General features: G+C 70.9%; 21 protein-coding genes and 1 pseudogene. 10 read left to right on the top strand and 12 right to left on the bottom strand.

The features are described from left to right. Positions 1-12: 12 nt before the first annotated feature. The 4 genes from E6W39_RS24945 to E6W39_RS24930 all read left to right on the top strand — a co-directional run bounded on the left by E6W39_RS24945 (position 13) and on the right by E6W39_RS24930 (position 3642). A complete protein-coding gene (locus E6W39_RS24945; RefSeq protein WP_141635437.1) occupies positions 13-1494 on the top strand; it encodes an ankyrin repeat domain-containing protein in 1482 nt (493 codons plus the stop codon). Between the two features lie 26 nt (positions 1495-1520). Then, positions 1521-1829, top strand: a complete 309-nt coding sequence (locus E6W39_RS24940) for a muconolactone Delta-isomerase (RefSeq protein ID WP_101381275.1) — start codon at positions 1521-1523, stop codon at positions 1827-1829. Positions 1830-1861: 32 nt separating this feature from the next. Then, complete coding sequence (locus tag E6W39_RS24935; protein WP_141635436.1) at positions 1862-2548, top strand: EthD domain-containing protein; 687 nt, start codon at positions 1862-1864, stop codon at positions 2546-2548. Between the two features lie 95 nt (positions 2549-2643). Continuing rightward, positions 2644-3642 carry a TMEM175 family protein gene (locus tag E6W39_RS24930; RefSeq protein WP_141635435.1) on the top strand — a complete coding sequence of 333 codons (999 nt, stop codon included), beginning with the start codon at positions 2644-2646 and terminating at the stop codon, positions 3640-3642. A 328-nt stretch (positions 3643-3970) separates the two neighbouring features. Here the strand turns inward: E6W39_RS24930 and E6W39_RS24925 are convergent. The 5 genes and pseudogenes from E6W39_RS24925 to E6W39_RS24905 all read right to left on the bottom strand — a co-directional run. Beyond that, positions 3971-5146 (bottom strand): annotated as a pseudogene (locus tag E6W39_RS24925) (IS701 family transposase); the annotation flags it as partial. Positions 5147-5255: 109 nt separating this feature from the next. Then, positions 5256-7418: an AGE family epimerase/isomerase gene (locus E6W39_RS24920; RefSeq protein ID WP_141635434.1), complete on the bottom strand. Its 2163-nt coding sequence runs from the start codon at positions 7416-7418 to the stop codon at positions 5256-5258. Further along, a complete protein-coding gene (gene glgX / locus E6W39_RS24915; RefSeq protein ID WP_141635433.1) occupies positions 7415-9562 on the bottom strand; it encodes a glycogen debranching protein GlgX in 2148 nt (715 codons plus the stop codon). The genes E6W39_RS24920 and glgX overlap by 4 nt, the downstream gene beginning before the upstream one ends. 157 nt (positions 9563-9719) lie before the next feature. Continuing rightward, entirely contained in the window at positions 9720-10418 is a 699-nt protein-coding gene (locus tag E6W39_RS24910; RefSeq protein WP_141635432.1) for an NAD(P)H-binding protein, read from the bottom strand. Between the two features lie 38 nt (positions 10419-10456). Then, positions 10457-11785: a sugar phosphate nucleotidyltransferase gene (locus tag E6W39_RS24905; protein WP_141635431.1), complete on the bottom strand. Its 1329-nt coding sequence runs from the start codon at positions 11783-11785 to the stop codon at positions 10457-10459. A gap of 443 nt (positions 11786-12228) precedes the next feature. Between E6W39_RS24905 and E6W39_RS24900 the strand changes: the two genes are divergently transcribed. From E6W39_RS24900 to E6W39_RS24890, 3 genes are all read left to right on the top strand, one after another. Then, positions 12229-12699, top strand: coding sequence for an HAD family hydrolase (locus E6W39_RS24900; protein ID WP_141635430.1), 471 nt, complete (start codon positions 12229-12231; stop codon positions 12697-12699). Positions 12700-12774: 75 nt separating this feature from the next. Beyond that, positions 12775-13221 carry a hypothetical protein gene (locus E6W39_RS24895; protein WP_141635429.1) on the top strand — a complete coding sequence of 149 codons (447 nt, stop codon included), beginning with the start codon at positions 12775-12777 and terminating at the stop codon, positions 13219-13221. Positions 13222-13325: 104 nt separating this feature from the next. Continuing rightward, a complete protein-coding gene (locus E6W39_RS24890; protein WP_141635428.1) occupies positions 13326-14594 on the top strand; it encodes an SCO2583/SCO2584 N-terminal domain-containing protein in 1269 nt (422 codons plus the stop codon). A 4-nt stretch (positions 14595-14598) separates the two neighbouring features. Here the strand turns inward: E6W39_RS24890 and E6W39_RS24885 are convergent, their stop codons facing one another. From E6W39_RS24885 to E6W39_RS24865, 5 genes are all read right to left on the bottom strand, one after another. Then, the gene (locus tag E6W39_RS24885) at positions 14599-15084 is read right to left on the bottom strand and encodes a hypothetical protein (RefSeq protein WP_228718347.1); all 486 of its coding nucleotides are present in this window, start codon (positions 15082-15084) and stop codon (positions 14599-14601) included. Positions 15085-15120: 36 nt separating this feature from the next. Then, the gene (gene ilvD, locus E6W39_RS24880) at positions 15121-16965 is read right to left on the bottom strand and encodes a dihydroxy-acid dehydratase (RefSeq protein ID WP_141635426.1); all 1845 of its coding nucleotides are present in this window, start codon (positions 16963-16965) and stop codon (positions 15121-15123) included. Positions 16966-17059: 94 nt separating this feature from the next. After that, positions 17060-17824, bottom strand: a complete 765-nt coding sequence (locus E6W39_RS24875; protein ID WP_141635425.1) for a class I SAM-dependent methyltransferase — start codon at positions 17822-17824, stop codon at positions 17060-17062. Positions 17825-17856: 32 nt separating this feature from the next. After that, the gene (locus tag E6W39_RS24870) at positions 17857-18780 is read right to left on the bottom strand and encodes a sugar phosphate isomerase/epimerase family protein (RefSeq protein WP_141635424.1); all 924 of its coding nucleotides are present in this window, start codon (positions 18778-18780) and stop codon (positions 17857-17859) included. A gap of 23 nt (positions 18781-18803) precedes the next feature. Next, a complete protein-coding gene (locus tag E6W39_RS24865) occupies positions 18804-19745 on the bottom strand; it encodes a Ppx/GppA phosphatase family protein (RefSeq protein ID WP_141635423.1) in 942 nt (313 codons plus the stop codon). Positions 19746-19863: 118 nt separating this feature from the next. Here E6W39_RS24865 and E6W39_RS24860 point away from each other — a divergent pair, with 118 nt between their 5' ends. Both E6W39_RS24860 and E6W39_RS24855 read left to right on the top strand, forming a co-directional pair. Next, positions 19864-20619, top strand: a complete 756-nt coding sequence (locus E6W39_RS24860; protein ID WP_141635422.1) for an alpha/beta fold hydrolase — start codon at positions 19864-19866, stop codon at positions 20617-20619. Between the two features lie 64 nt (positions 20620-20683). Continuing rightward, complete coding sequence (locus E6W39_RS24855; RefSeq protein WP_141635421.1) at positions 20684-21562, top strand: hypothetical protein; 879 nt, start codon at positions 20684-20686, stop codon at positions 21560-21562. 35 nt (positions 21563-21597) lie between these two features. On the opposite strand, the gene E6W39_RS24850 is transcribed toward E6W39_RS24855, so the two are convergent. Continuing rightward, positions 21598-22755: an NADH-quinone oxidoreductase subunit D gene (locus E6W39_RS24850; RefSeq protein WP_141635420.1), complete on the bottom strand. Its 1158-nt coding sequence runs from the start codon at positions 22753-22755 to the stop codon at positions 21598-21600. Beyond that, positions 22752-23744 (bottom strand): SAM-dependent methyltransferase, encoded by a 993-nt coding sequence (locus tag E6W39_RS24845; protein ID WP_141635419.1) that lies wholly within the window; start codon positions 23742-23744, stop codon positions 22752-22754. The genes E6W39_RS24850 and E6W39_RS24845 overlap by 4 nt, the downstream gene beginning before the upstream one ends. Before the next feature lie 95 nt (positions 23745-23839). On the opposite strand from E6W39_RS24845, the gene E6W39_RS24840 reads away from it, so the two are divergent. Then, positions 23840-25045, top strand: coding sequence for a sensor histidine kinase (locus E6W39_RS24840; RefSeq protein WP_141635418.1), 1206 nt, complete (start codon positions 23840-23842; stop codon positions 25043-25045). The last annotated feature ends 11 nt before the right edge of the window (positions 25046-25056 follow it).

The following is a 25056-nucleotide window of genomic DNA, read 5'->3' as shown; positions in this document are numbered from 1 at the left end:
AGGAGCACCGACATGACCGAATCCGACCAGACCGCCCAGACGCGCGCGGTCGCCGAGCGCTGGTTCACCGCACTCACCAGCGGCGACTTCCCGACCGCCCTCGACTGCCTGGCCGAGGACGTCGAGTGGATCAACTACGCACCGGTGCCCGGCTACAACGACGACATGGCGTGGATCGGCACCGTCCGCGGCCGCCAGGGGGTGCTGGACAGCCTCGGCGTCTTCACCGGCCAGGCCCAGGTGGACAAGGAGGAGCTGGTCCGCATCTCGGTCGACGGCGAGTTCGCGGCCGGCGTGATCCAGGAGCAGTCCACCATCAAGGCGACCGGTCTGCCGTTCGAGATCGAGTTCGTCCAGTGGCTCACCGTGCGCGACGGCAAGATCGTGCGCTGGAAGTCCTACACCGACCCGTCCCAGATCATCCGGGCGATCCGCGGCGACGACGACCCGCGCAGCCGGCACGACAGCCCGGCGCTGCTGGACGCGGTCTGGGCACGGGACGCCGCGAAGGCGGCCGCCCTGCTCACCCAGGGCGCGGACGCCAACACCCGGGACGCGGAGAGCGGCCTGACCCCGCTGATGATCGCGGCCGGCCAGGCGGACCCGGAGACCGTCAAGGTGCTGCTGGCGCACGGCGCCGACCCGCTCACCGCGGACAGCCGGGCCGGCGCCACCGCCCTGCACAAGGCCTGCCAGGGCGGCAGCGTGGCGGTGGCCCGGGCGCTGGTCGAGGCCGGCGCCTTCGTGGACGCGGTGGCCCCGACCACCGGCCACACCCCGCTGATGGACGCGCTCTGGTTCAAGTACCCGGAGCTGGTGGAGTACCTGCTGGAGCAGGGCGCCGGTCTGGAGGTCTACACCCACTACGGGTTCTCGCTGAAGCAGCACTTCGAGTACGAGCTCAACGTCAACACCCGGGGCAAGGACCTGCTGCTCCGCGCCGAGCAGTACCTGAACGACCGCCGGGCCGGGGACAGCGCCGCCGTCGAGGCGCAGCAGCTGATGGCCGCCGTGACCGCGGACGACGCCGTCAAGGTGGCCGAGCTGCTGGCCGCAGGCGCCCGCACCGACGAGGTCTTCCCGCGGCTCAACGGCTTCAACGACGGCCACCAGCCGCTGCACGTGGCGGCCCGCGACGGCCACACCGAGATCGTCCGGCAGCTGCTGGCCGCCGGTGCCGACGTCAACGCGGTGGAGCCGTGCTTCGGCGCGGTGCCGCTGCACAAGGCGGTCTACAACGGCCACGCCGAGATCACCACGCTGCTGGTCAACGCCGACGGCATCAACCTGGACTTCCAGGGCGCCACCAACGGCTACAGCCCGCTGCACGACGCGCTCTGGCACGGCTACGAGGACTGCGCCCGGATCCTGCTGGCCGCCGGCGCCCGCACCGACCTGGTGGGCCACGACGGCAAGACGCCGCGTGACATCGCCGTGGACACCTTCGGCGCCGAGCACCCGCTGGTCGCCGAACTCACCAGCACCGCAAGCTGATCGACCTTCAGACAGAGGAGCACAGCATGCTGTTCTACGTCCAGATGAAGTGGAAGCACGAGGGCCGGATCTCCCTCGAGGAGCTCTGGGAGGTCGAGCAGGCCGAGGCCGAGCACGCCGTCGAGACCATCAACTCCGGTTTCTGCGTGGGCATCTGGAAGGTCGCGGCGCAGAAGCGGGTGATCGCGATCATCGACTCCCCGGATGCCGAGGAGCTCGACCGCACCGCGCTCGGCCGGCTGCCGATGCGCGAGTACCTGGAGTTCGAGGAGGTCTGGCCGCTGCGCGACTACCTCGGCTTCGCCGAGGACGTGAAGAAGCGCTACCAGGTCTGATCCGCCGCCAGCTCGTCCACCGAGGAGAACCGATGATCCACCAGTTCATCTTCGCCCACCCCAAGCCGGGGATGAGCGAGCAGGAGTTCCAGCGCTACTGGCTGGAGGTGCACGCGCCCAACTTCGCGGGCAAGATCCCGCAGATCCGCAAGTACGCGATCGACACCCGGATCCCGCTCGGCCCGGAGCCGGCGGACCCGCTGTGGAGCGGCGTCGCGGAGATCTGGCTGGAGAACGACGAGGAGCAGATCGCCTCGCTGCAGACGCCGGAGTTCCTCCAGGGCGCCCGGCTGGACGAGCCCAACTGGGCCGCGTTCTGGCGCACCGTGGTGCTGGACACCGAGGCCAACGTGGTGCTGCCCGGCCCGGGCGCGGAGCACGCGCACCCGTACAAGCTGCTGCTGCTGGTCAAGCGGACCAACGGCACCACCGTCGAGGAGTTCCGGACCCGCAGCCTGGAGCAGCACAGCAAGGTCGCGCTGCAGCTGCCCGGCCTGGTCCGGTACAGCCAGCAGTTCACCCGTGACGGCTGGTACACCCTCGGCGAGACCCTGCTGGACGGCATCCACGTGTTCAACTTCGAGACCGAGGAGGCGCTGACCGCCGCCTACGAGTCCGCGGAGTTCGCCGCCCTGCTGGCCGATCTGAAGGAGTTCGTGGAGCCCCGCTACATCCACCAGGTGGCGGCCGTCGAGCACTGGATCATCGGCACCGAGTGACATCGTTCCCAGACACATCCCTGGCACTGGTCGGCCCGGGGACAGCCCGCCGGCTGTCCCCGGGCCGCCGCCGTACCACGGGGAGGAAAACCACAGTGAGGCCGTTTCACCATCACGAGCACCAGCACGACCAGCAGCACGACGCACCCGCCGCACCGGAGAGCTTCGAGATCAGCACCGGCCGCCTGGAGGCGTTCAGCGACGGCGTGTTCGCGATCGCCATCACCCTGCTGATCCTGGACATCAGGGTCCCCCAGGGTGACGGCACCCTGCTGCACCGGCTGGCCCAGCAGTGGCCGTCGCTGGGTGCCTATGTGATCAGTTTCCTGATCATCGGCATGATCTGGATGAACCACCACACCATGCTGTTCTACATCCGCCGGGTGGACCGCCCGCTGATGCTGTTCAACCTGCTGCTGCTGATGAACGTCTCGTTCATCCCGTTCCCCACCCATGTGCTGGCCGAGGCGATGAGCACGGGCCACGGGGAGCAGACCGCGGCGGTCTTCTACGGACTGACCCTGACGCTGGGCGGCATCCCGTTCAACGCGGTCTGGATCTACGCCTCGGCCGGCCACCGGCACCTGGGGCGCACCATCACCCCGGCGCAGGCCGCGGTGATGCGCAAGCACTTCCTGATGGGCCCGATCATGTACCTCGGGGCCACCGTGGTCGGCCTGGCCAGCGCGGTGGCGAGCATGACGATCTTCGGCGTGCTGCTGCTCTTCTACATGGTCGAGGTGCTGGGCAGCACCAGCGAACAGCAGCACGACCTGCACTCGCGGTCGCCGGTGCACCGGATGACCGGGCTGGCGGAGCCGCCGGCCGAGGTCGGGACGTCGACCGACCAGCCGCCCGCACCGCAAGCCGCGGCACCGGCCGTCCCCGGCGCACCAACCGCACCGGCCGTCCATGCCGCACCAGCCGCACTGCCCGTCCCCACCGCAGCAGCCGTGCCCGCCGCACCGGCGGCCGACACCGCGGTGTCCGGCGCCGGGCCGGCCGCTGCCCCGCCTCCCGGCCCACCGGAGGCGGCGCAGCAGCCCTGCCCCACCTGCGGCCGCACCGCCCAGGTGCTGGCACTGCAACGCTGACGAGTCCGGCACCGGGCGAGCGACGTGCCCCGGTGCGGTAGACCGACGGGCCGGCGCCCCTGGCGGGGGCGCCGGCCCGTCGTGCCGCGCGGCGGCGGGAGGACGACTCGCGTCAGCGGCGGACCTCGGCTCGCAGCTCGTCGCGGACCTCGGCCCGCAGTTCGTCGCGGATCTCGTCCTCCAACTCCTCCTCGGCCTCCAGGATCTCCTCGTCCAGCAGCTCGTCCTCGTAGAGCTCCTCGTCACGAGGCGTCAGCTCGTCGTCCGCGTCGGCGGACGACTCGGCACCCGTCACCTCGAGGGCCTGCGACTCGTCGTCCGGTCCGTTCAGCTCCCGCAGCGCGTGGAAGCCGGCCGCGGCCGAGGCCAGCGTGACGTGGTGGTGCCAGCCGCGGAACGACCGGCCCTCGAAGTCGCCGAGACCGAAGTCCTGCAACTTCTGGAACCCGTTGACGGCCCGGTGCCGCAGCTCGGCCAGCGCCACCGTCTCGTGCAGCCGGGCGACCGGCAGGCTGGTGACCCAGTAGGTGCGCGGCTGCGGACGCCCGAACGGCCACTCCACCACCAGGTGGCGGGCGGCCGGCCGGTGCCCCGGGATGTGCGGTCCGACCCGGCGGGCCGGCGGCTGCGCGGACGGCAGCCGGCCGACCAGGAACTGCGAGTGCCGGGCTCGGTTGTCCGGCTTCTCCTGCCAGGCCAGCACCACCCGTTCACCGTGCTCGCCGAGGTCGCGAGCCACGTCCGAGGCGGCCCAGTACTGCATCCCGCCCGGTCCGACCGGGCGGCGCACCATGAGCTTGGCACTCGGGGCCACCTCGACGAGGTAGCCCAGGCCGCGCTCCTCCAGGCCGAGCAGCAACGGCTCGACGTCGTTCTCGAAACTCCAGTCCGCCAGGACCGGCGCCGCCGGCACGTCCCAGTCGATCAGGATCTCGTCCACCGACTCCAGCAGGTACCGCCAGCGAGGCCGGTGCCGCTGCTCCTCGGGGATGTGCGCGTGGCCGCGCAGCTCCTCGTCCTGATCCCAGTGCCGGGGCAGCATCAGGTGCCAGTTCACCGGCACGCTGCCGTTCTCGTGCACCAGCGAAGACGCCAGTGCGAGTTGGCAGTTCATCATCCGGCCCTCGGAGGCGACGAACTGCCGCCCCACGCCGGCCGAGCGCGCGCCGTTCTTGGGGAACACCACCTCGTCGAAGGACCAGGCCTTCGGCGTGGTCACGGCGCAGAGCCGTTCCGCGAGATGGCGTCGAACCCCTTCGAACGACCAGGTGCTCTGGTTGACGAACTGCTGGATGGGTTGGACCGCCCGCCGTCCGAGCACGTGCTCGGAGATGTTGGCAGGGGTCTTGCGGCCCTGTGCGTGCAGCAGGCCGCGGAGGTACACCTCGCCCCATCGCCGCTGGTCAGAGCGGGCAAAGGGCGCGAACAGGCCCTGGCAGAACTCGGAGATTTCGTCCTGCCGCTCCCCCGCGAACGATTCGCGGCGGTGCGAAATCGTCGACACAGCTAGCTCCTTCGCTTTCCGATGACGGGGACCGGCCCCGCCAAATGGCCCTGCCCTTCTCCGCGTCGGGGGCGCGGGAGAAGGACAGAGACGTGTTCAACTCCGCAGGTCAGCTCTCGCACGTTTCCCGGGGATCGAGCAGGAAGGCGTCGGTCGCCGCCAGTGCCTGCGCCACTTCCGGCAGGGCACAGCCGACGACCACGAAGTCGACGTCCATGCCCGCCTTGGTGCGCTGGAACAGCAGTTCGTTGATCGCCGGACGGGTCATCTCGGTCACCTCGCAGAGGTGGAACTCGACCCGCTGCGGCTGCGGCCGGACCGAGAGCGCCTCGGTCAGCCCGCGGCGGAACTTGTCCAGCTCGTCCTTGTCGACCACGCCGGCCAGCTTGATGTGCGCGGTCTTGCCGTCGAACTCGCTGGAGATCCGCATCCGCATCTCGACCGGTTCGACCACCACCCGCACCCGCAGCGGCTCGGCGCTCTCCGGCAGGTTGACGGTCAGCCCCTTGGGGTCGAAGTCGTCGTACGGCTGGTCGTCGATCCAGACCTGGTCGATCTGGATGCTGCCGACCGGCAGCAGGTCCGGTGCCACCCGCAGCACCCGGCCCGGGAACGACTCGGGCAGCGGCCGGAAGTGCAGGGTCAGCGGCGAGGAGTTGACCAGCAGGCCGGTGTACGTGGCGGCCAGGTAGCACAGCTCCAGCGCGTGGTAGCCGGCCATCGAGTGGCTGCCCTTGAGCCGCTCGGTGCCGAGCAGGTAGGGGATGCCGTTGGCCAGCACGTTGAAGTACACGCCGCCGTCGTCGTAGTCGAGGAAGAAGGCGTTGTAGAACGCCGCCGCCTCGCGGGCCAGCCGCTTGTGCTCCGGGTCGCCGGAGACGCCGGCCAGGATCAGGTAGGCGAGGATCGACTGCTCCTGCTGCCACCAGGCCTTGCGGTCGTGCCAGACCAGCCGGTGACCGCCGGTGGCCGGGTCGACCTGGCGCTCCACCACGTCGTACCAGCCGCCGCGCTGCTGGTCGCTGCCGACCGGCGGCATGATCTCGGCGATCCGCTCGGCCAGCGCCGTGTACTCGGCCTTGTCGACCAGGCTGCGGATCCGGGTCAGGTTCCAGGCGATCTTGAGGTTGTGGCCGACCACCGCGCGGTCCTGCTGCCAGCCCCAGGTGCGGTCCGGGCTCCAGTCGGCGTGGAACCGCTCCTGCACGAACGGGCTGTTGGGCTCGTCCGGGAAGTACTTGGTGATGGTGTCGGCCGTCTCCTCCAGCAGCTTGGCGTAGTCCGCCCGGCCGGTGGCGAGGTAGGCGTTGATCAGGTACGCCGGGGCGTGGTCACCGACCGAGTTCCAGTTCTTCCGGGACCGGTTGCGGCCCAGCGAGTCGGAGCGCGGGTCCATGGTGATCGGGTCGAGGTGCGAGAAGAACCCGCCCCGCTCGGTGTCCCGGAAGTACTTCTCGAACAGCGACACGGTGTGGTCGATGTCGTTGAGGATCCGCGGGTCGCCGGTGATCCGGTAGGTCTGGGTCGGACCGGCCAGCGCGTAGATCTGCTCGTACATCGGGATGGCGTCGTAGTCGTCGCCGAACTCCGAGGCGAAGACCTTGCGTTGGGCGCCCTCGGTGATGTCGATGGCGTGGTACCAGTAGGCGACCTTCTCGCCCTCGTCGACCACCCGCATGTGCTCGCGCAGGTACTCGGTGCCGGACTCGGCGGCGCGCAGGAAGCGCTCCTCACCGGTCAGCATGAAGGCGGTGGCCAGGCCGTAGACCAGCCGGGAGATGGTGTCGGTCTCCTGGCGCACCTCGGCGCCCGCCGTCTCCGTCGGGTGAGTGCCCGAAAGGGTCAGCTTGGTGCGGAAGTTGCGCCAGTCGTAGACCCCGTCGGGGAAGTGCCCGCGCAGGTAGAAGTCGGCGATCTGCTCGGCCTGCTGGACCCACCAGTTCGGGTGCTCGAAGACGTAGGCGCCGCGCTTCTCCTCCGGGAAGGTGATCTGCCGGGCCTCGATCCGCTGCCCGCCGTCCCACTGGTAGAAGATCCCGTAGACGAAGACGTAGCGGCCCTCGGAGAGCATGTCCCTGGTGGCCCCGGTGGTGTCGCGGGCCGGATCGCCGAGGTTGCGGACGATCTGCGAGTTCACCGACTCGCCGAGGTGGATGACCACCTCGCGGCCGTCCGAGGTGCGCAGGCCGAAGCGCTCCTTGGTCGGCTCGTAGCTGGTGATGTAGCCGGCGATGCTGTCCGAGTAGGTGCGCCTGGTGTCGGGAGTGCTCATCGGTTGGAACCTCCGTCGTTGGGCAGCGAGGTCAGCACGACGACGCTGCGGCCGTGGGCGTGGAAGGATCGACCGTCCACCGGGACGCGGGAGCCGACCGGGCGGACGTCCTCCCCCGGACCGCGCGCGGTGTCGACGGCCAACGCCCAGTGGTGGCCCGGGATGTGCGGCAGCTCGAAGTCCAGGCCGAGGTGGTACATGTTGAGGATCACGTGCAGATCCGGGTCGCCCTCGAACCCGGCGAGGGTCAGCGAGAGCACCCGGGCGTGCTGGTCCTCCCAGCCCGGCTGCTCCAACCGGGTTCCGTGCCAGGAGACTTCGGGCAGGTCGCGCTCGTTGCGGCGGTCGTCGAAGAACCGCGGCTGACGCAGCGAGGCGTGCTCCTTGCGGAAGGCGATCATGCCCCGGAAGAAGTCCAGGGTCTCGGTCTCCTTCTCCGCCTGCTCCCAGTCCAGCCAGGAGATCTCGTTGTCCTGGCAGTAGACGTTGTTGTTGCCGCCCTGGCCGTTGCGGAACTCGTCACCGGCCAGCATCATCGGCACGCCGCGGGAGAGCAGCAGGATCGCGGCCATGTTCTTGATCTGGCGGACCCGCAGGCGCTCGACGGCCTCGTCGTCGCTCGGTCCCTCCACGCCGCAGTTCCAGCTGAAGTTCTCGTCGCTGCCGTCCGCGTTCGCCTCGCCGTTGGCGTGGTTGTGCTTGCCGTTGTAGCTGACCAGGTCGTTGAGCGTGAACCCGTCGTGGCAGGTGAGGAAGTTGATGCTGTTGGTGGGCAGTTCGCCGGCCCTGCTGAACAGGTCGCGGGAGCCGCCGATCCGGGTGGCCAGGGTGCCGGCCAGGCCGGCGTCACCGCGCACGAAGCGCCGCACGTCGTCGCGGAACGGGCCGTTCCACTGCGCCCAGCGCCGGCCCGGGAACCGGCCGACCTGGTAGAGGCCGCCGCCGTCCCACGGCTCGGCGATGATCTTGGTCTCGGCGAGGATCCCGGACAGCTCGATCGCCCACAGCAGCGGCGGGGTCTCCATCTCGTAGCCCTCGGCGCCGCGGGACAGCTCGGAGGCCAGGTCGAACCGGAAGCCGTCCACGTGGTGCTCGGTGACCCAGTACTCCAGGCACTCGATGATGAACTTCGCCACCGCCGGGTGGTTGGCGTTGATCGCGTTGCCGCAGCCGGTGAAGTCCATGTAGTGCCGGCGGTCCTGCGGCCAGAGGTGGTAGTACACCTCGTTGGCCTGGCCCCGGAAGCTGATCATCGGGCCGTGCTCGTTGCCCTCCGAGGTGTGGTTGAACACCACGTCCAGGATCACCTCGATCCCGGCCTTGTGCAGCTCCTTGACCATGTCGCGGAACTCGATGACGTGCAGGCAGCCGCACGGGTCGGAGCAGTAGGCGCTGTGCGGGGCGAAGAAGCCGTACGGGTTGTAGCCCCAGTAGTCGCGCAGCGGCCGGCCGTCCGGGCCGATCCGCAGCACGTCGCGCTCGTCGAAGTCGAAGACCGGCAGCAGCTCGACCGCGGTGACGCCGAGCTCCTTGAGGTACGGGATCTTCTCCACCACGCCGCTGAAGGTGCCGGGGTGCACCACCCGCGAGGTCGGCGAAGCGGTCAGCCCGCCGACGTGCATCTCGTAGATGACCGAGTCGGCCATCGGGGTGCGCAGGGGCTTGTCGCCCTCCCAGTCGTAGTCGTCCAGATCGACGACCATGCTCCGCATGGCGTACGCGCAGTTGTCCTCCGGGCCCACCGCCCTAGCGCGGTCCCAGAGGATGTTGATATTGGCGCGTGAATAGGGGTCCAGCAGTACCTTGCGCGGGTTGAACCGGCTGCCGCTGTCCCTTGTGTCATGCGGACCGTCGACTCGGTAGGCGTACACCTGTCCTTCCTTCAGACCGGCCACGTGGCAGTGCCAGAAGTGGTAGCTGTGATGCCGTTCCAGGTCGAGCTCGACGACCCGGGCCGGCTGCAGGGCGTGATAGCTGTCGAACAGCAGCAGCTCGACGCGAGAAGCCCGCTCCGAGAAGAGCGAGAAGTTCACGCCAGTCGCGTCGATCGTTGCGCCCAGCGGTTGCGGACGGCCCGTAGTCACCGGTGCCCGCGCTATCAGATCCCTCGGGACTTCCGTCTGTACCGTCTTACCCTGAGTCATATGTGCTGTCAACTCCCTACCCATACTGCACCCGGAATTGTTGATTCCGGCCGCCTTTCCGCCTTCCGGGGAATGAGCGGCCGCGCTCTCCGCCGACAGACGCGCGCACGGGTGCGGGCGGAGAAGACTGGCCCCGGACGGGTCCGGGGCCCCGGCGCTAGGTCAGACCCACCGGGGTCCGGTCCCAGCTCAGCGCACCGAACGCCGCTCCCCATGACGGGAGCGGCGTGCCGGGCTCGTTGAAGATCTCGAACGTCACCCCGCGGGCCGCCGGGGTGTAGAGCGCCTGGACGCAGGACTCGGCAACGTCGTCCCGGGTGACTTGACCGGTGCCTTGGTCGCCCTGGTCCAGCCGGACCCGGTGGCCGGCCGCACGGTCGTCGATCAGCCAGCCGGGCCGGACCACGGTGTACGGCAGTCCGGACTCGCGCAGCAGGTCCTCGCCCGCGAACCGCCAGGACAGCAGCCGCCCGTAGGCGTTCAGCGGATGCCCCTGGTGGGTCGCGTGCAGTTGGCTGACCAGCACGACGTGGGGGCGGTTGGCGCCGGCGGTCGCGGCCGCCAGCACATTGCGCACCCCCTGGTACATCGTGGTCTCAGGCCGGTCGGGACCGTGGTTCTCGGTCCCGGGCTCGACGCAGTAGACCACCGCCGAGCATCCGGCCAGCGGCGCCTTCAGGGTCTTCGGGGCCCTGACGTCGCCCTCGATGAACGCCGCCCCCGGTGCCAGGTGCCGACGGGCCCGGTGGCCGCTGCGCCCGATCGCACACACACTCTCCCGACGTTCCAGGAGGCGCTGCACGATGATCCGGCCGACCCGCCCGGAACCACCGACCACCACCACCGGATTGTCCATCGCCTTCTCTCCTTAAGCCTCGGCCGTCACGGGCCCCGTCAGATCCAGCGCAGGATGTCGTCCGAGCTGGTCAGCCGGGTGCCCGAAGGAAGGTTCGCGATCGCCGGTACCCGCAGCCGGGGGTAGACGCTGACCCCCGACAGCCGCGAGCCCGGCCAGAGCTGCACGCCGTCCCCCAAGGCCGAGAAACCCTCCAGTCGGACCGGGTGCTCCCGGTCCGACTGGATCTCCACCATGGGGCCGACGTAGGTGTCGCTGATGTCGGCGTATGGGCCTATCACCGCCGCATCTCCGCAGGAGCTCCGGCTCAGCCGGGCTCCGGCCCTCAGCTCGACGCCGTCTCCGACGTCGGTGTACTCCAGGTGGACGTCCTTGCCGACCGCCACGTGGCGGCCGATCCGGACCCCCGGCCCGATCACCACGCTGCCGTCCTCGATCTTGTCGGCCAGCGTCGTGCCGGTGATCTCGTCCCGGGTGGCCAGTGACGTCTCGTGGATCCAGTACCGGCCGGCCTGCGAGTTCGGCTTGTCCATCAGCTGGTTCATCAGCGGATAGTCGCCGGCCAGTACGTCCTTCAGGGTGATCAGGTAGTCCTCGACGTTGCCCAGGTCGCCGAGCCGGGCGATCCGGTGGGTGGCCACCGGCAGACCCCGTCCCACCAGGGTGGGGAGCAGGTCGCCGCCCCAGTCCAGGCGCTGCTGCGCCTGGCGCATCAGCTCCGGCTCCCGGGCGGCCTGGCGCAGCCGGGCGCAGTCGACCAGGTACATGCCCGCGTTGGTGGGGATCAGCGCCTCGGCGTCGTTCCGGGTCTCGGGGAACAGGTCCGCGATCCGCGCCAGGTCGGGCTTCTCGACGAAGCCGGAGACCAGGCCGCGCGGATCGGTCCGCATCGCGCCGTACTTGCCCGCCACCTCCTGCGGAGTGCGGGCGACCGAGGCCACGGTGACCACGGCGCCGGTACTGCGGTGGGTCTCGGTGAGCTCGGCCAGGGAGAAGTCGAACACCGAGTCGACCGGCAGGACCAGGGCCTGTTCGACCAGGTCCCATTCCTCCAGGTTGTGCAGGGTGGCCGCGCCGGAGCCCACGTTGTACCGGTCGAAACTCGGCCGGGAATAGCGGACCTCGACGCCGTACCGCTCGCCGTGGCCCAGCAGCAGCATGATCTGGCTGCGGTTCTCCAGCCCCTGCGCCACCACGTAGAAACGACGGATGCCCTGCTCACGGCAGGCATCGACGACCCACTCGATCAGCCGGCGCCCGACGAACGGGATCAGCGCCTTGCTTCTGATGTAGTCGGCCGACTCCAGGGTGATCGGCTTGGCACGCTCACCTCGTCCGCCGGCAAGGATGATCCCAACGGTCCCCATGTCTGCGCCACCCATCTCGCATCCCCACGTTGGCGACTTCGTCCAGTAAGACTCAACAACAGGAGTCACAGCGTGTCAACGAGAGAGTCAACTGCGTGGCGGAATGTACCCCTTATCGTCATGTCGGCATCAGGTCCCAGTGGGTTGATGTCGTGATCATGACACAAAAAAAACGGACCTATATGCCCGAATCTCCCCCCGGGCGTTTCCGTCGGTCTGGGACGATTCCGGGTCAAGTCGCCAGACAGGTGCAATCCAGGGCGATCCGGACACCTGGAATTAACGTCCTGACCCACCGTCACGTCGCCTGCCGACCATTGGCGGAAACCCGATTGGCGGGGCGTCAGGAATAGAAAAAAATGTCCATGATCACCCCCTGGTCGCTCGAAAAGACGGGATATCTTCGTAACGCAGGCCTGGGGCCGAGGGGGATTGGCAGGATCATGGTGGAGCCGACGCGCGCCGCATTCTTCGATCTGCGGGACAGGCACCGCTGCCACCGGTCGCGCCGGGCGCTGCGGCAGGCCGCGGAACGCCACCGCTCGGCCGGTGACCTCCTGGTCCTGGTGGCCCCGCGGGACATCCTCGAACAGCCGCACGCCGCCGCGGAGCACGGCATCGCGGCCCTCGGCATCGGCGCCGACCTGGTGGTGCGCCCCGAGCCCCAGCAGCCGGCCTGCCCCGAGGACGACCCGGCCGTGGTCACCGTGGTCGAGGCGATCATCCTGCTCGGCCTGGACGCCTCCCGCTGCTTCGGCTACGTCGACCACACCGACGGCCTGCGCACCCTCAGCGTGGTCGGCAACCCCCGGGTGGTCGGCCCGGACCCGGAGCTCACCGAGCACGCCTGCAGCCGCGGCTGGCCGATGCTGGTCGAGGCGGCATCGAGCGGCCACCCGCCCGACGCGCCGTGACGGCACCGCCCCGTAGGGGAAAACTCAGGGGTGTCGACCCTGGCCCCGGGGCCTCGCGAGGAGCACCGTAGAGGCATGGGACACGGAGATCTGTCGCGACGCGAGAACAGCCACCTGGCCGTCGCCTCCGCCACCACCGGACCGTGGCGCACCGCCGCGGCCGTGGGTGCGGTGGTGGGCGGCGCCGCCCTGGGCGTGGATGTGGTCACCGGCCACTGGTCGACGTCCATCCTGGCCGGTCCGGTCGGCTGGGGCCTCTTTTTCTTCTTCCTGGTCGGCACGGTCGGCGGCCGGCTGCGCCGGGACACCGGCGACCGGCGACTGCGCCGCTGGGCCGAGGAGCACCCCTGGCAGTCCGCAGTGCCCGGCACCGTCGCACTGTGGGCGCTCACCACCCTGACGCTGACCTTCCTCGGCGACTGGGGCGTGATCGGCGCGGTCTTCGCCTCGCTGCTGCCGGCCGGCCTGCTGCTGCTCGTCGCCGGTGTGGTCGGCTCGGTCAAGGGCGCCAGGCGGAGTTGAGCGGCGGTCACCTGAGGAGGAATCACCGCAGAACGCACACCGGGTGATCACCGGGGCACCACCCGGTGCGCCGGGTGCCGTGGCGCGTCTGCATACTGACCCGCGTGCCGATAGCCGAAGACCCCGAGCCGCGCCCCGACGGCGAAGAGCCTGATCCGTTCGCGAACCTCGTTCTGGACGAGGAGTTCATCAAGGGCGCCTCCGTCAAGGAGCAGTCCGGGCGCACTCGGATGCTCGCCGCCCGCTGGAAGAAGGAGCCGCCGCAGCCCACCGAGCCGTGGCGCCTGCCGACCGCCGAGATCCGCCGCAGCCGGTTCGGCCGCAAGGCCAAGCGGGTCGACCCCTGGGGCAACGAGCGCAGGACCAGGCGCAACTGGCAGACCCCGGTCTTCGTGCTGCTCACCATCGCGGTGGTGGCGGCGGCCCTGAACGTGAACGGGCTGCACAGCTGGTACCAGAACAGCTTCGGCACACCGGGCGGCCCGAGCGCGGCGAGCGCCGCGCCCAGCACGCAGGCCGCGGCGACCACCGCACCCACCAGCGCGCCGCCCACCCAGGACCCGAAGACGCCGACCGTGGCGCAGCCGTGGGCGAACTCCCCTGCGGTGAGCTGGTCGAGCGGCGCGGACGGGATCCAGCTGCCGCAGGCGCAGGCGGTCGGGGTGTTCAGCCAGGACGAGGTCGCGAAGCAGCTCCAGCAGGCGAAGGACTTCATGGTCGCCGCGAACCTGGACCCCGCCGCGCTGGCCGGTGGCACCCCGCAGCAGGCCCTGGACATGCTCGACCAGTCGAGCCTCACGGCGGTCCAGGACGGTCTGACCAACCCCCGCGATGGACACGACGGCGCGTTCCTGTTCAGCCGGTTCAACCCCCGCACCGCCGTTCCGGCCGTGACCGAGGTCAAGGTGCAGGGTCAGATGACCTTCGAGGGCGACGGCCAGAACGGGTCCCTGGTCCACGCGGACTACGTCTTCGTCTACGCCGTTGTCCCGGGCCCGGAGCGCTTCCAGCCGACGCCGTCGGCCGGTGCGCCGGCGCCGTCGGCCAGTGGCAACGCCCAGTCCGTGGCCCTGCTCGCACTCGACCCGACCGTGAAGGTCACCCGCGAGATCGTCCGCCGCACGGTGGACTTCCGGTTCTACGATCCGGGCCACTTCGACGTCGAGCCCGGCAAGGTGCACCTGAAGCACTGGTTCGCCGACCGGGGCAACAACTTCTGCGGGGCCCACGACGGCTATCTGGAGCCCGAGTTCCGGGGCGAGCACCGGCCCAGCGGGGAGCCGAGCCCGAACCCCGGCCAGAGCTTCGATCCGTACGACCGGACCAAGCCGGGCCCCGGCGACGGCCAGTGCGGCACCATCACCCGCTCCTGACCCCCTACCGCTTCCTCTTTCCGCCCCCACGCCCGGACCGCGTCGCCGCCCGCTTCGCGGTCCGGGCCTTCGCCGCTTCCCAGGCCGCCCGCCGGACCGCCTCGCCCGGGGCCTCGACCAGGCTGCGGAAGAAGTAGGCGGCCGCCGAGCCGACGCAGCCGATCAGCCAGACCGCGCCGAGCGACCGGTCCTCGGCCATCCAGCCGGTCAGCGAGTCCCGGCCGTCGGTGAGGATCTTCCACATCCGCACCCCGGCCAGGAAGGTGCAGAGCGCGATGGCGAACAGCAGCAGCCCGTTCACCAGGCCGCCCGACTGGGACAGCGCCACCCCGGCGACCGCGAACCGCAGCACCAGGGCCCCGGCCACCACCGTGACCAGGGCCCCGAGTGAGACCGCCGCCCGCCGCAGCCAGTAGTCGGCGCCCCTGGCCACCCAGCTGGTGCCGAAGAAGCGGATGGGCTCGGGGGCGGGCGCGGTCACGTCGTTCACATCAATCGATTATGCCGACCGGCCGGGCCGGCCGGATCAGCCGAGCTTGGTGACGTCCCGCACCGCGCCCTTGTCGGCGGAGGTCGCCATCGCCGCGTAGGCCTTCAGCGCCTGGCTGACCTGCCGCTCGCGGTGGGCCGGGCGGTAGCCGCCGCTCTCCTCCAGCCGCATCCGGCGCTCGTGCAGCTCCTCGAAGGAGACCTCCAGGCTGACCGAGCGGGCCGGGATGTCGATCGAGATGATGTCGCCGTCCTCGACCAGCGCGATGGTGCCGCCGGAGGCCGCCTCCGGGGAGACGTGGCCGATCGACAGGCCCGAGGTGCCGCCGGAGAACCGGCCGTCGGTGATCAGCGCGCAGGCCTTGCCCAGGCCCCGGCCCTTGAGGAACGAGGTGGGGTAGAGCATCTCCTGCATGCCGGGACCGCCCTTGGGGCCCTCGTAGCGGATGACCACCACGTCGCCCTCCTTGACCCGCTTGGCGAGGATCGCGTCCACCGCGTCCTCCTGCGACTCCACCACCACGGCCGGGCCGGAGAAGGTCCAGATCGACTCGTCCACCCCGGCGGTCTTCACGATGCAGCCGTCCTCGGCCAGGTTGCCGTAGAGCACCGCGAGGCCGCCCTCCACCGAGTAGGCGTGGGCGACGCTGCGGATGCAGCCGCCGGCCGCGTCGGTGTCCAGCGACTCCCAGCGCTCGGACTGCGAGAAGGCCTCGGCGGTGCGCACGCAGCCGGGGGCCGCGTGGAACAGCTCGACCGCCTCGGGGGACGGGGAGCCGCCCCGGACGTCCCAGGTCTTCAGCCACTCGGTCAGCGAGTCGGCGTGCACCGTGTGCACGTCCTCGTTGAGCAGCCCGCCCCGGTGCAGCTCGCCCAGGATGGCGGGGATGCCGCCGGCCCGGTGCACGTCCTCCATGTAGTAGTTGCCGTTCGGGGCGACCTTGGACAGGCACGGGACCTTGCGCGAGATGGCGTCGATGGCCCGCATGTCGAAGTCGAGCTCGGCCTCCTGGGCGGCGGCCAGCAGGTGCAGGATGGTGTTGGTGGAGCCGCCCATCGCGATGTCCAGCGCCATGGCGTTCTCGAACGCGGCGCGGGTGGCGATGTTGCGCGGCAGCACCGCCTCGTCGTCCTGCTCGTAGTAGCGGGTGGCGATCTCCACCACGGTCTGCCCGGCCCGCTCGTAGAGCGCCTTGCGGGCGGTGTGGGTGGCCAGCACCGAGCCGTTGCCCGGCAGCGACAGGCCGATCGCCTCGGTCAGGCAGTTCATCGAGTTGGCGGTGAACATCCCGGAACAGGAGCCGCAGGTCGGGCAGGCGTTCTCCTCGATGATCGCGATGTCCGCGTCGGAGACCGACTCGTTGACCGCGTCGGAGATCGCGTTGACCAGGTCGAGGCGACGGACCGTACCGTCCACCAGGGTGGCCCGGCCGGCCTCCATCGGGCCGCCGGAGACGAACACCACCGGAATGTTGAGGCGCAGCGCGGCCATCAGCATGCCGGGGGTGATCTTGTCGCAGTTGGAGATGCAGACCAGCGCGTCCGCGCAGTGCGCGTTGACCATGTACTCCACGCTGTCGGCGATCAGGTCGCGGGACGGCAGCGAGTAGAGCATGCCGCCGTGGCCCATCGCGATGCCGTCGTCCACCGCGATGGTGTTGAACTCGCGCGGGATGCCGCCTGCGGCCTGGATCGCCGCGGAGACGATCCGGCCGACCGGCTGCAGGTGGGTGTGGCCCGGCACGAACTCGGTGAAGGAGTTGGCCACCGCGATGATCGGCTTGCCGAAGTCCTCGCGGGCTACGCCGGCGGCCCGCAGAAGCGCGCGGGCGCCTGCCATGTTGCGACCGTGGGTGACCGTTCGGGACCTCAGCTCGGGCACTGCCTTCTCCACTCCGTTAGGGCGGCTGGTGTCTGCCGAGCCTACGCCGCCGTCCCGGGGAACGGACGCACCGTCCGCATCGCGGTCAGTCCCGTCAACGGGGCTTGACGGCCACGGTCAGGTCCACGGTGTACGGCTCCACCACCCGGCCGTCCGGGAACAGCCCCAGCAGCCAGGCCCGGTCGTCGGCCAGCACCGACTCGCGCAGCTCGGGCTCGGCCACCGCGAAGTACGACTTGGAGCGCAGGTCGGTGATCACGTCGTCCACCGTGATGGTCCGCTCCCAGCGCACCTTGGCCCCGAAGACGTCCAGCGGGTAGCGGGAGAGCGGCTCGGTGACGGCGTTCATGGTGCCGTAGTAGTGGTACGAGGGCAGGGCCGCCGCGTGCCGGCGCTCCTGCTCGCCCAGCCAGTCCACCGAGCGGTCCTTGAGGTTCCAGAACAGCACCAGCGCCCCGCCCGGACGCAGCACCCGGATCGCCTCGGGGATCGACTTGTCGGGGTCGGTCCAGTGGAACGCCTGGGCGTAGGTGATCAGGTCGGCGCTCTCGTCGTGGCACGGCAGTTCGTCGCCGACGCCCTTGACCACCGGGATCCCGGGGCTGACCGCGTGCAGCTGGGCGGCCATCCCGCCGCTCGGCTCGACGGCGATCACCCGGGCACCGCGCTCGGCCAGCAGCCGGGTGGCGATCCCGGTGCCGGCGCCCACGTCCAGCACGTCGGCCCCGCGCAGCGGGCGGCCGGCCAGCCGCTCGATCTCCTCGAACAGCCGCGGCGGGTAGGACGGCCGGGCCTTGTCGTACTCGGCGGCCACCGCGCCGAAGGAGCCTGCGTGAGCCTGGTGCTGAAGGTCCGTCATCTGCCCACTCCCCGATGGTTCGCGTCCTGCCTTCAGAGTACGCGCGCCCCGGTGGCCAGATGCAGTCGGGTGAAGGCCAGCGCCTCGGCCAGGTCCGCCTCCCGCTCGGCCGGCGAGCCGGAGCGGCGGGTGTTCACCTCCAGCACCACGTGGCCCTCGAAGCCGGTGCGGGCCAGCCGCTCCAGCACCTCGGCGCACGGCTGCTTGCCGCGCCCCGGGATCAGGTGCTCGTCCTTGCCGGAGCCGGAGCCGTCGGCCAGGTGCACGTGGGCCAGCCGGTCGCCCATCCGGTCGACCATCTCGAAGGCGTCGATCCGGGAGGTGGCGACGTGCGAGAGGTCCACCGTGAAGTGCCGGTAGGCCTCCTCGGTGACGTCCCAGCCGGGCGCGTAGGCGAGCATCTCGCGGTCCTTGTAGCGCCACGGGTACATGTTCTCCACGGCGAACTTCACCGCCGTCTCGCCCGCCATCCGCTCGATGCCCTGGACGAACTCCTTGGCGTACTGCCGCTGCCAGCGGAACGGTGGGTGCACCACCACGGTGTCCGCGCCCAGCTTCTCGGCCGCCGCCCTGGCCCGCTTGAGCTTGGTCCACGGGTCGGTGCTCCAGACCCGCTGGGTGATCAGCAGGCAGGGCGCGTGCACCGCCAGGATCGGCATCGCGTAGCGCTCGGAGAGCTCGCGCAGGGCGGGCAGGCTCTGGCTGACCGGGTCGTTCCAGACCATCACCTCGATGCCGTCGTAGCCCAGCTTGGCGGCCAGCTCGAAGGCGATCCGGGTGTTGTCGGGATAGACCGAGGCGGTGGACAGCGCGATCTTGTTGTCGGGAACGTGCAGCACCGGGTGGCGGGGCAGCACCAGCCGGTCGGTGGTGCGCAGCAGGGGGTCCCGGCGCGGCTGCTCCCTCCGCCTGGTCACCCGGCGCCCCGGCCGGCCGCTCTCCTGCTCCACGTCCATCAGGTTATGCGCTTCTCGTTCGATCAGCGGGAGCCAGTGCCCTCCATGGAGTCGAGCCGCCGCAGGATGATGCCCTCGCGCAGCGCCCACGGGCAGATGTCCAGCTCGTCCAGACCGAACAGGTCCATCGCCGCGTCCGCCACCAGGGCGCCGGCCAGCAGCTGCCTGGACCGGCCCTCGGAGACCCCGGGGATCTTGGCCCGCTCGGCCGGCGTCATGGTCGACAGCCGCGGCACCCAGGCGGCCAGCCCGCTGCGGCTCAGCTTGCGCGGCACCCGGGCGCCGGCCTCGGTGGGGGCCGCGCCGGTCATCCGGGCCAGCTGCTTGAAGGTCTTGGAGGTGGCGACCGCGTGGTCCAGCGGCCCGAGCCGGGAGATCTCGCCGACCACGGTGGCGATCTGGGCCCGGATGTGCCGGCGCAGCTCGCGCACCGCCTCCGGGTCGGGGCGGTCGTCCGGCAGCATGGCGGCGGTCAGCCGGCCGGCCCCGAGCGGCAGCGAGAAGGCGGCGTCGGGCTGCTCGTCGATGCCGCAGGCGATCTCCAGCGAGCCGCCGCCGATGTCCAGGTCGAGCAGCCGTCCGGAGGACCAGCCGAACCAGCGGCGCACCGCCAGGAAGGTCAGCCGGGCCTCGTCCTGCCCGGAGAGCACCTGGAGCTCGACGCCGGTCTCCTCCTTCACCCGCTGGAGCACGGCCTCGCCGTTGACGGCCTCGCGCACCGCCGAGGTGGCGAACGGCAGCAGGTCCACCACGCCCTTGTCCTCGGCGACCCGCAGTGAGGAGGCGATGTGGTCGATCAGCCGGTGTATCCCGTCCTCGCGGATCGCGCCGCGCGCGTCCAGCAGCTCGGCCAGTCGCAGTTCCGCCTTGTGCGAGTAGGCGGGCAGCGGCGCGGCCCCGGGGTGGGCGTCCACCACCAGGAAGTGCACCGTGTTGGAACCTACGTCGAGGACACCAAGTCGCATAATTCACCACGCTACGCCACGGCACCTGCGGAAATCCCGCGTGTTCGATTGCTGATCGATTCGCCGTGGCGTCAGCCTGGGATACCGACGATCCCTCCTACCCGGGAGCCAACAGAACATGACGATCAGTCACCGCCGACACGGTTCGGGCGAGCACAAGGTCATCGTGCTGCACGACTGGTTCGGCACCACCGCCGGCTGGGGTCCGTTCCTCGACTACCTGGACAAGTCGGCGTTCTCCTACGCGATGCTCGACTACCGCGGCTACGGGGACCGGGTCGCCGAGCCCGGTGACTACACCCTGGCCGAGATCGCCCGCGACACCCTGGCGCTGGCCGACGAGTTGGGCTGGGAGACCTTCTCGCTGGTCGGGCACTCGATGGGCGGCAAGGCGGCGCAGCTGGTGCTGGCCGAGGCTCCGCACCGGGTGCGCAAGCTGGTCGGCATCTCGCCGGTGATGGCCGGCGCCTACCAGCTGAGCGACGAGGAGCGGGAGCTGTTCGAGGCCGCGGCGCAGAACTTCACGGCCCGGCGGATCATCCTCGACCTGGTGACCGGGCAGCGTGCCAAGGGCGTCTGGCTGGACCGGATGGTCGCCCGCTCCAGCGCCACCTCCCGGGTGGACGCCTTCGCCGCCTACTTCCGGGACTGGGCCGGGCAGGACTTCGCCGCCAAGGTGGCGGGGCTGGAGCTGCCGGTGAAGGTCTTCGTCGGCGAGCACGACCTGGCGCTGACCCGGGAGCTGATGGAGAGCACCTGGCTGCCGCTCTATCCGGGCGCCGAGCTGGAGGTGCTGGCGAGCTCCGGCCACTACCCGATGTACGAGATCCCGGTGGCGTTCGCCAAGGCCCTCGAGGCCTTCCTTTCCGCCTGACCGACACAGCCTGGCCGCCTGAGCCGCGCACGCCGACACGGAAAGCCACCCGGCTGCCCTACCCTTGCCGGGTGGCTGCCATCGACATCCCGCCCCCACCAGCAAGAAGCCCCTCCCCGAGGTCGGGCTGGACTTCCCCCGCGCCTGGGTCGAGTTCGCCGACCCCGCCGACGAGGAGCAGGTGTTCCGCTGCGACCTCACCTGGCTGACCTCCCGCTGGGGCTGCATCTTCGGCCAGGGCTGCCACGGCATCCGCCCCGGCCGCGGCGAGTCCGACGGCTGCTGCACGCTGGGCGCGCACTACTCGGACGAGGACGACGAGCAGCGGGTGATCGGGCACGCCCGCCGGCTCACCCCCGAGACCTGGCAGTACTTCGCCGAGGGCACCGACAAGAAGGGCCGGCTGAAGCTCGACGGCGGCATCACCATGCTGGACGAGGACGGCGACCGCCAGACCCGCCGGGTGGACGGCGCCTGCATCTTCCTCAACCGCCCGGGCTTCGCCGGCGGTGCCGGCTGCGCGCTGCACACCCTGGCGCTCAAGGAGGGCAAGGAGCCGCTGGAGACCAAGCCGGACGTCTGCTGGCAGCTGCCGATCCGCCGCACCTACGACTGGATCGACCGCCCCGACGACACCCGCTACCTCCAGGTGTCGATCGGCGAGTACGACCGGCGCGGCTGGGGCGCGGGCGGCCACGACCTGCACTGGTGGTGCACCAGCAGCCCGGAGGCGCACCAGGCCTCCAAGCCGGTGTACGTCAGCTACCGGCCGGAGCTGATCGAGCTGATGGGCGCCGAGGCGTACGCGGTGCTGGCCGAGCTGTGCGAGCAGCGGATCGCCGCCAAGGGCGACCGCAAGCTGGCGCCCCACCCGGCGGATGCCGGAAATCGAAAGGGGCCGGCCGACGGCAAGCGCGGCAAGAAGGCCAAGTCGGCCGAGTAGCAAGCCACTTGGCGGCGTTGTCTGCTTGGCGTCGCCTACTTGTCGATGTCTCCGACCACGAAGAACATCGACCCGAGGATCGCGACCATGTCGGCCACCAGGGTGCCGGGCAGCAGCTCGGTGAGCGCCTGGATGTTGTTGAAGGACGCCGAGCGGAGCTTGAGCCGCCACGGCGTCTTGTCGCCGCGCGAGACCAGGTAGTAGCCGTTGACCCCGAGCGGGTTCTCGGTCCACGCGTAGGTCTCGCCCTCGGGGGCCTTGAGCACCTTGGGCAGCCGCAGGTTGACCGGGCCGGCGGGCAGCTCGGCCAGCCGGTCGAGGCAGGCGTCGGCCAGGTCCAGGGAGTTGGCGGTCTGCTCCAGCAGGCACTCGAAGCGGGCCAGGCAGTCGCCCTCCTCGCGGAGCGCCACGCTGAGCACGTCCCGCAGTTCGCCGTACGCCAGGTAGGGCTCGTCGCGGCGCAGGTCGAAGTCGACGCCGCTGGCCCGGGCGATCGGGCCGGTGACGCCGTACGCGCGCACGTGCTCCGGGGAGAGCACCCCGACCCCGGCGGTGCGGGCCCGGAAGATCTCGTTGCCCAGCACCAGGTCCTCGAAGACCGGCAGTTGGGCACGGACCGTCGCGACGGCCGCCCGCACCCGGCCGAGCCAGCCGGCCGGCAGGTCCTCCTTGAGGCCGCCGACCCGGTTGAACATGTAGTGCATCCGCCCGCCGCTGGCCTCCTCCAGCACGTGCTGGAGCTCCTCGCGGGCGTGGAAGGCGTGGAAGACCGGGGTGATCCCGCCGAGCTCCAGCGGGTAGGAGCCGAGGAACATCAGGTGGTTGAGCACCCGGTTGAGCTCGGCCAGCAGGGTGCGGGTCCAGACCGCGCGGACCGGCACCTCCATGCCGAGCATCCGCTCGACGGCGAGCACCACGCCCAGTTCGTTGCCGAAGGCGGAGAGCCAGTCGTGCCGGTTGGCCAGCATGATGATCTGCCGGTAGTCCCGGGCCTCGAAGAGCTTCTCGGCGCCGCGGTGCATGTAGCCGATGATCGGTTCGGCCTCGACGATCCGTTCGCCGTCGAGCAGCAGCCGCAGCCGCAGTACCCCGTGGGTGGCCGGGTGCTGCGGGCCGATGTTCAGCACCATGTCGGTGGCGGTCGTCTCTGCTCCCGCACCGACGCCGACCGTGGTCTCCCTGAGGTTGCTCATGCTTCCAGAGTCTGCCATCCCGGCAGCCCCGCCAGGCTCTGCGGTATCGGCATCCGGACGGCCTGGAGCAGCCAGCCGAAGCCGCCCAGGCCGGCGCTCGCGGTGAGCTCCGCACCCTCCCCGGCACCGGCCAGCGCCCGCAGGTAGCCGGCCGGGTCGCTGCTCGCCAGGGCCAGCGGCGGGCGGGCCCCGGAGACCCCGAGGGCCCGCAGCGCGTCCCGCTGCGTCGTCCACAGGCTGTGGAAACCGGGAACGGCCACCGCGTCCAGCGCCACATGGGCGGTCAGGTCGCAGCCGCCGTCCGGCACCGGGGCGACCTCCCGGCCAGCCCGGAAGCCGGTCAGGGTGCCGAACGGCGGCCGGTCCTGGCGGCGGTGCGCATAGTCCACCGCCACCGCGAGCCCCCGCTCCAGCGCGCCGACCGCCGCCGCCCAGGCCTCGTCCCGCGGCCGGCCGATCTCGAAGCGCTCCCCCTGGGGCCACCAGCGCGCCACCCAGGCGGCGTCCGCCGGCTCCAGCGGCCCGCCGAGCCGCTCCGCCCCGCTCCCGTCCACCTCCACGTAGCGCAGCACCCCGGCGTCGTCCCGCTCGGCCAGGTCCAGCGGCACGTTGTCCAGCCACTCGTTGGCGAACAGCAGCCCGACCGCCCCCTCGGGCACCGTCTCGCGCCAGCGCACCTCGGGCGGCAGCCCGTCCGGCCGCGCGGCCAGCTCCACCCCGTAGGCCCGCAGCCGCCCCGGCAGCAGCCGCGCCAGCCGCCCCACCAGCTCACCGCGGCCGGCCCCGACGTCGATCAGGGCGATCTCCTCCGGGCGGCCGAGCGCCTCGTCCACCTCCAGGAGCAGTCGGCCGACCGCCTGCGCGTACCGCGGCGAGGCGTGCACGGACGTCCTGAAGTGCCCGGCCGGGCCCTCCGGGCGGCGGTAGAAGCCACCCTCGGCCGCGTACAGGGCCCGCTCCATGGCAGGGCGCCAGCGCATCCACGTCATGCCGGTGACGGTACCGGCCTCCGACCTGCGGACGATGCCCGGATCGCCCTCCCGGTGGACGGGTACGCCCCTTTCGCCTGCCTAGGCTTGGTCATGTGCATCGACTCTATGCCTGGCTCCGCGGACGCCCGATGGTGGTCGACGGCGCCTGGGCAGTCCCGGTGGTCTTCCTGTCGCTGGTGTCCCACCTCGGCGACGACGACTGGCACCAGACCGGCTACGCCGTCATCACCATGCTGATCGGCTCCCTGATGATGGTCCGGCGGCGCTGGCCGGCGCTGGCGGTCACCGCCGGCCTCGGGCTCGGCCTGCTCCAGGTGGCCCTGGCAGTCCCGCCGCAGTTCTCCTGCATCGGCTACCTGGTCTTCACGTACACCGGGGCCGCGTTCGGCGCCCAGTGGGTGTCCCGGCTGGCCCTGACCGGCGGCCTGCTGGCCGGTCCGCTGGCCACACTGGAGGAGTACCGGTACAGCGTCGACTCGGCGCCCCCCGAACACGGCGTGCTGCAACGGATCTTCGTCGGTGCCCTGCTCTCCACCCCGTTCATCCTCTGCTGGGCCTGGGGCCGGCTGACCCGGGTGCGCCGCGCCTACTTCACCGAGCTGGAGGACCGGGCCGAGCGGCTGGAGCGCGAGCGCGACGCCCAGGCCAAGGTGGCGGTGGCCGCCGAACGGGCCCGGATCGCCCGGGAGCTGCACGACGTGGTGGCGCACAACGTCTCGGTGATGATCGTTCAGGCCGACGGCGCCGCCTATGTGATGGACAACTCCCCGGCCCAGGCCAAGGAGGCGCTCGGCACCATCGCCACCACCGGGCGCCAGGCGCTGGTCGAGATGCGCCGCCTGCTGGGCCTGCTGCGCACCGCCGACACCACCGACGAGTACGTGCCGCAGCCCAGCGTGCAGGAGCTGCCCGAGCTGCTGGAGCAGGTCCGCACCGCGGGCCTGCCGGTGGAGTTCACCACCTCCGGTACCCCCCGCGAGCTGCCCCGCGGGGTGGAGCTGACGGTCTACCGGATCGTCCAGGAGGCCCTGACCAACGTCCGCAAGCACGGCGGGCCCCACGTCAGCGCCCGGGTCGCGGTGGACTTCGGCGACCGCGACCTGAACGTGGTGATCGAGGACGACGGACGCGGCAGCACCGACGAGCAGCTGGCCAACGGCGGTGCGGACGGCCAGGGCCACGGCCTGATCGGCATGCGGGAGCGGATCGGCATGGTCAGCGGCAGCCTGGACGCCGGGCCGCGGCCCGGCGGCGGCTTCCGGATCCGCGCGGTGCTCCCGCTCAAGGCAGCCCGATGACCCCCATGGAG

Origin of the sequence: Kitasatospora acidiphila, assembly GCF_006636205.1 — a bacterium.
Taxonomy (GTDB): Bacteria; Actinomycetota; Actinomycetes; order Streptomycetales; family Streptomycetaceae; genus Kitasatospora; species Kitasatospora acidiphila.
This window is presented reverse-complemented; position numbering and strand designations above follow the sequence as displayed.

Bases quoted from the DNA above. Each gene is read 5' to 3' on its own strand.
- E6W39_RS24935 (WP_141635436.1), top strand. From the start codon at position 1,862: ATGATCCACCAGTTCATCTTCGCCCACCCCAAGCCGGGGATGAGCGAG.
- E6W39_RS24920 (WP_141635434.1), bottom strand. From the start codon at position 7,418: ATGAGCACTCCCGACACCAGGCGCACCTACTCGGACAGCATCGCCGGC.
- E6W39_RS24905 (WP_141635431.1), bottom strand. From the start codon at position 11,785: ATGGGGACCGTTGGGATCATCCTTGCCGGCGGACGAGGTGAGCGTGCC.
- E6W39_RS24875 (WP_141635425.1), bottom strand. From the start codon at position 17,824: ATGACGGACCTTCAGCACCAGGCTCACGCAGGCTCCTTCGGCGCGGTG.
- E6W39_RS24910 (WP_141635432.1), bottom strand. From the start codon at position 10,418: ATGGACAATCCGGTGGTGGTGGTCGGTGGTTCCGGGCGGGTCGGCCGG.
- E6W39_RS24865 (WP_141635423.1), bottom strand. From the start codon at position 19,745: ATGCGACTTGGTGTCCTCGACGTAGGTTCCAACACGGTGCACTTCCTG.
- E6W39_RS24940 (WP_101381275.1), top strand. From the start codon at position 1,521: ATGCTGTTCTACGTCCAGATGAAGTGGAAGCACGAGGGCCGGATCTCC.
- E6W39_RS24860 (WP_141635422.1), top strand. From the start codon at position 19,864: ATGACGATCAGTCACCGCCGACACGGTTCGGGCGAGCACAAGGTCATC.
- E6W39_RS24945 (WP_141635437.1), top strand. From the start codon at position 13: ATGACCGAATCCGACCAGACCGCCCAGACGCGCGCGGTCGCCGAGCGC.
- E6W39_RS24895 (WP_141635429.1), top strand. From the start codon at position 12,775: ATGGGACACGGAGATCTGTCGCGACGCGAGAACAGCCACCTGGCCGTC.
- E6W39_RS24870 (WP_141635424.1), bottom strand. From the start codon at position 18,780: ATGGACGTGGAGCAGGAGAGCGGCCGGCCGGGGCGCCGGGTGACCAGG.
- E6W39_RS24850 (WP_141635420.1), bottom strand. From the start codon at position 22,755: ATGAGCAACCTCAGGGAGACCACGGTCGGCGTCGGTGCGGGAGCAGAG.
- E6W39_RS24845 (WP_141635419.1), bottom strand. From the start codon at position 23,744: ATGACGTGGATGCGCTGGCGCCCTGCCATGGAGCGGGCCCTGTACGCG.
- glgX (WP_141635433.1), bottom strand. From the start codon at position 9,562: ATGACTCAGGGTAAGACGGTACAGACGGAAGTCCCGAGGGATCTGATA.
- E6W39_RS24900 (WP_141635430.1), top strand. From the start codon at position 12,229: ATGGTGGAGCCGACGCGCGCCGCATTCTTCGATCTGCGGGACAGGCAC.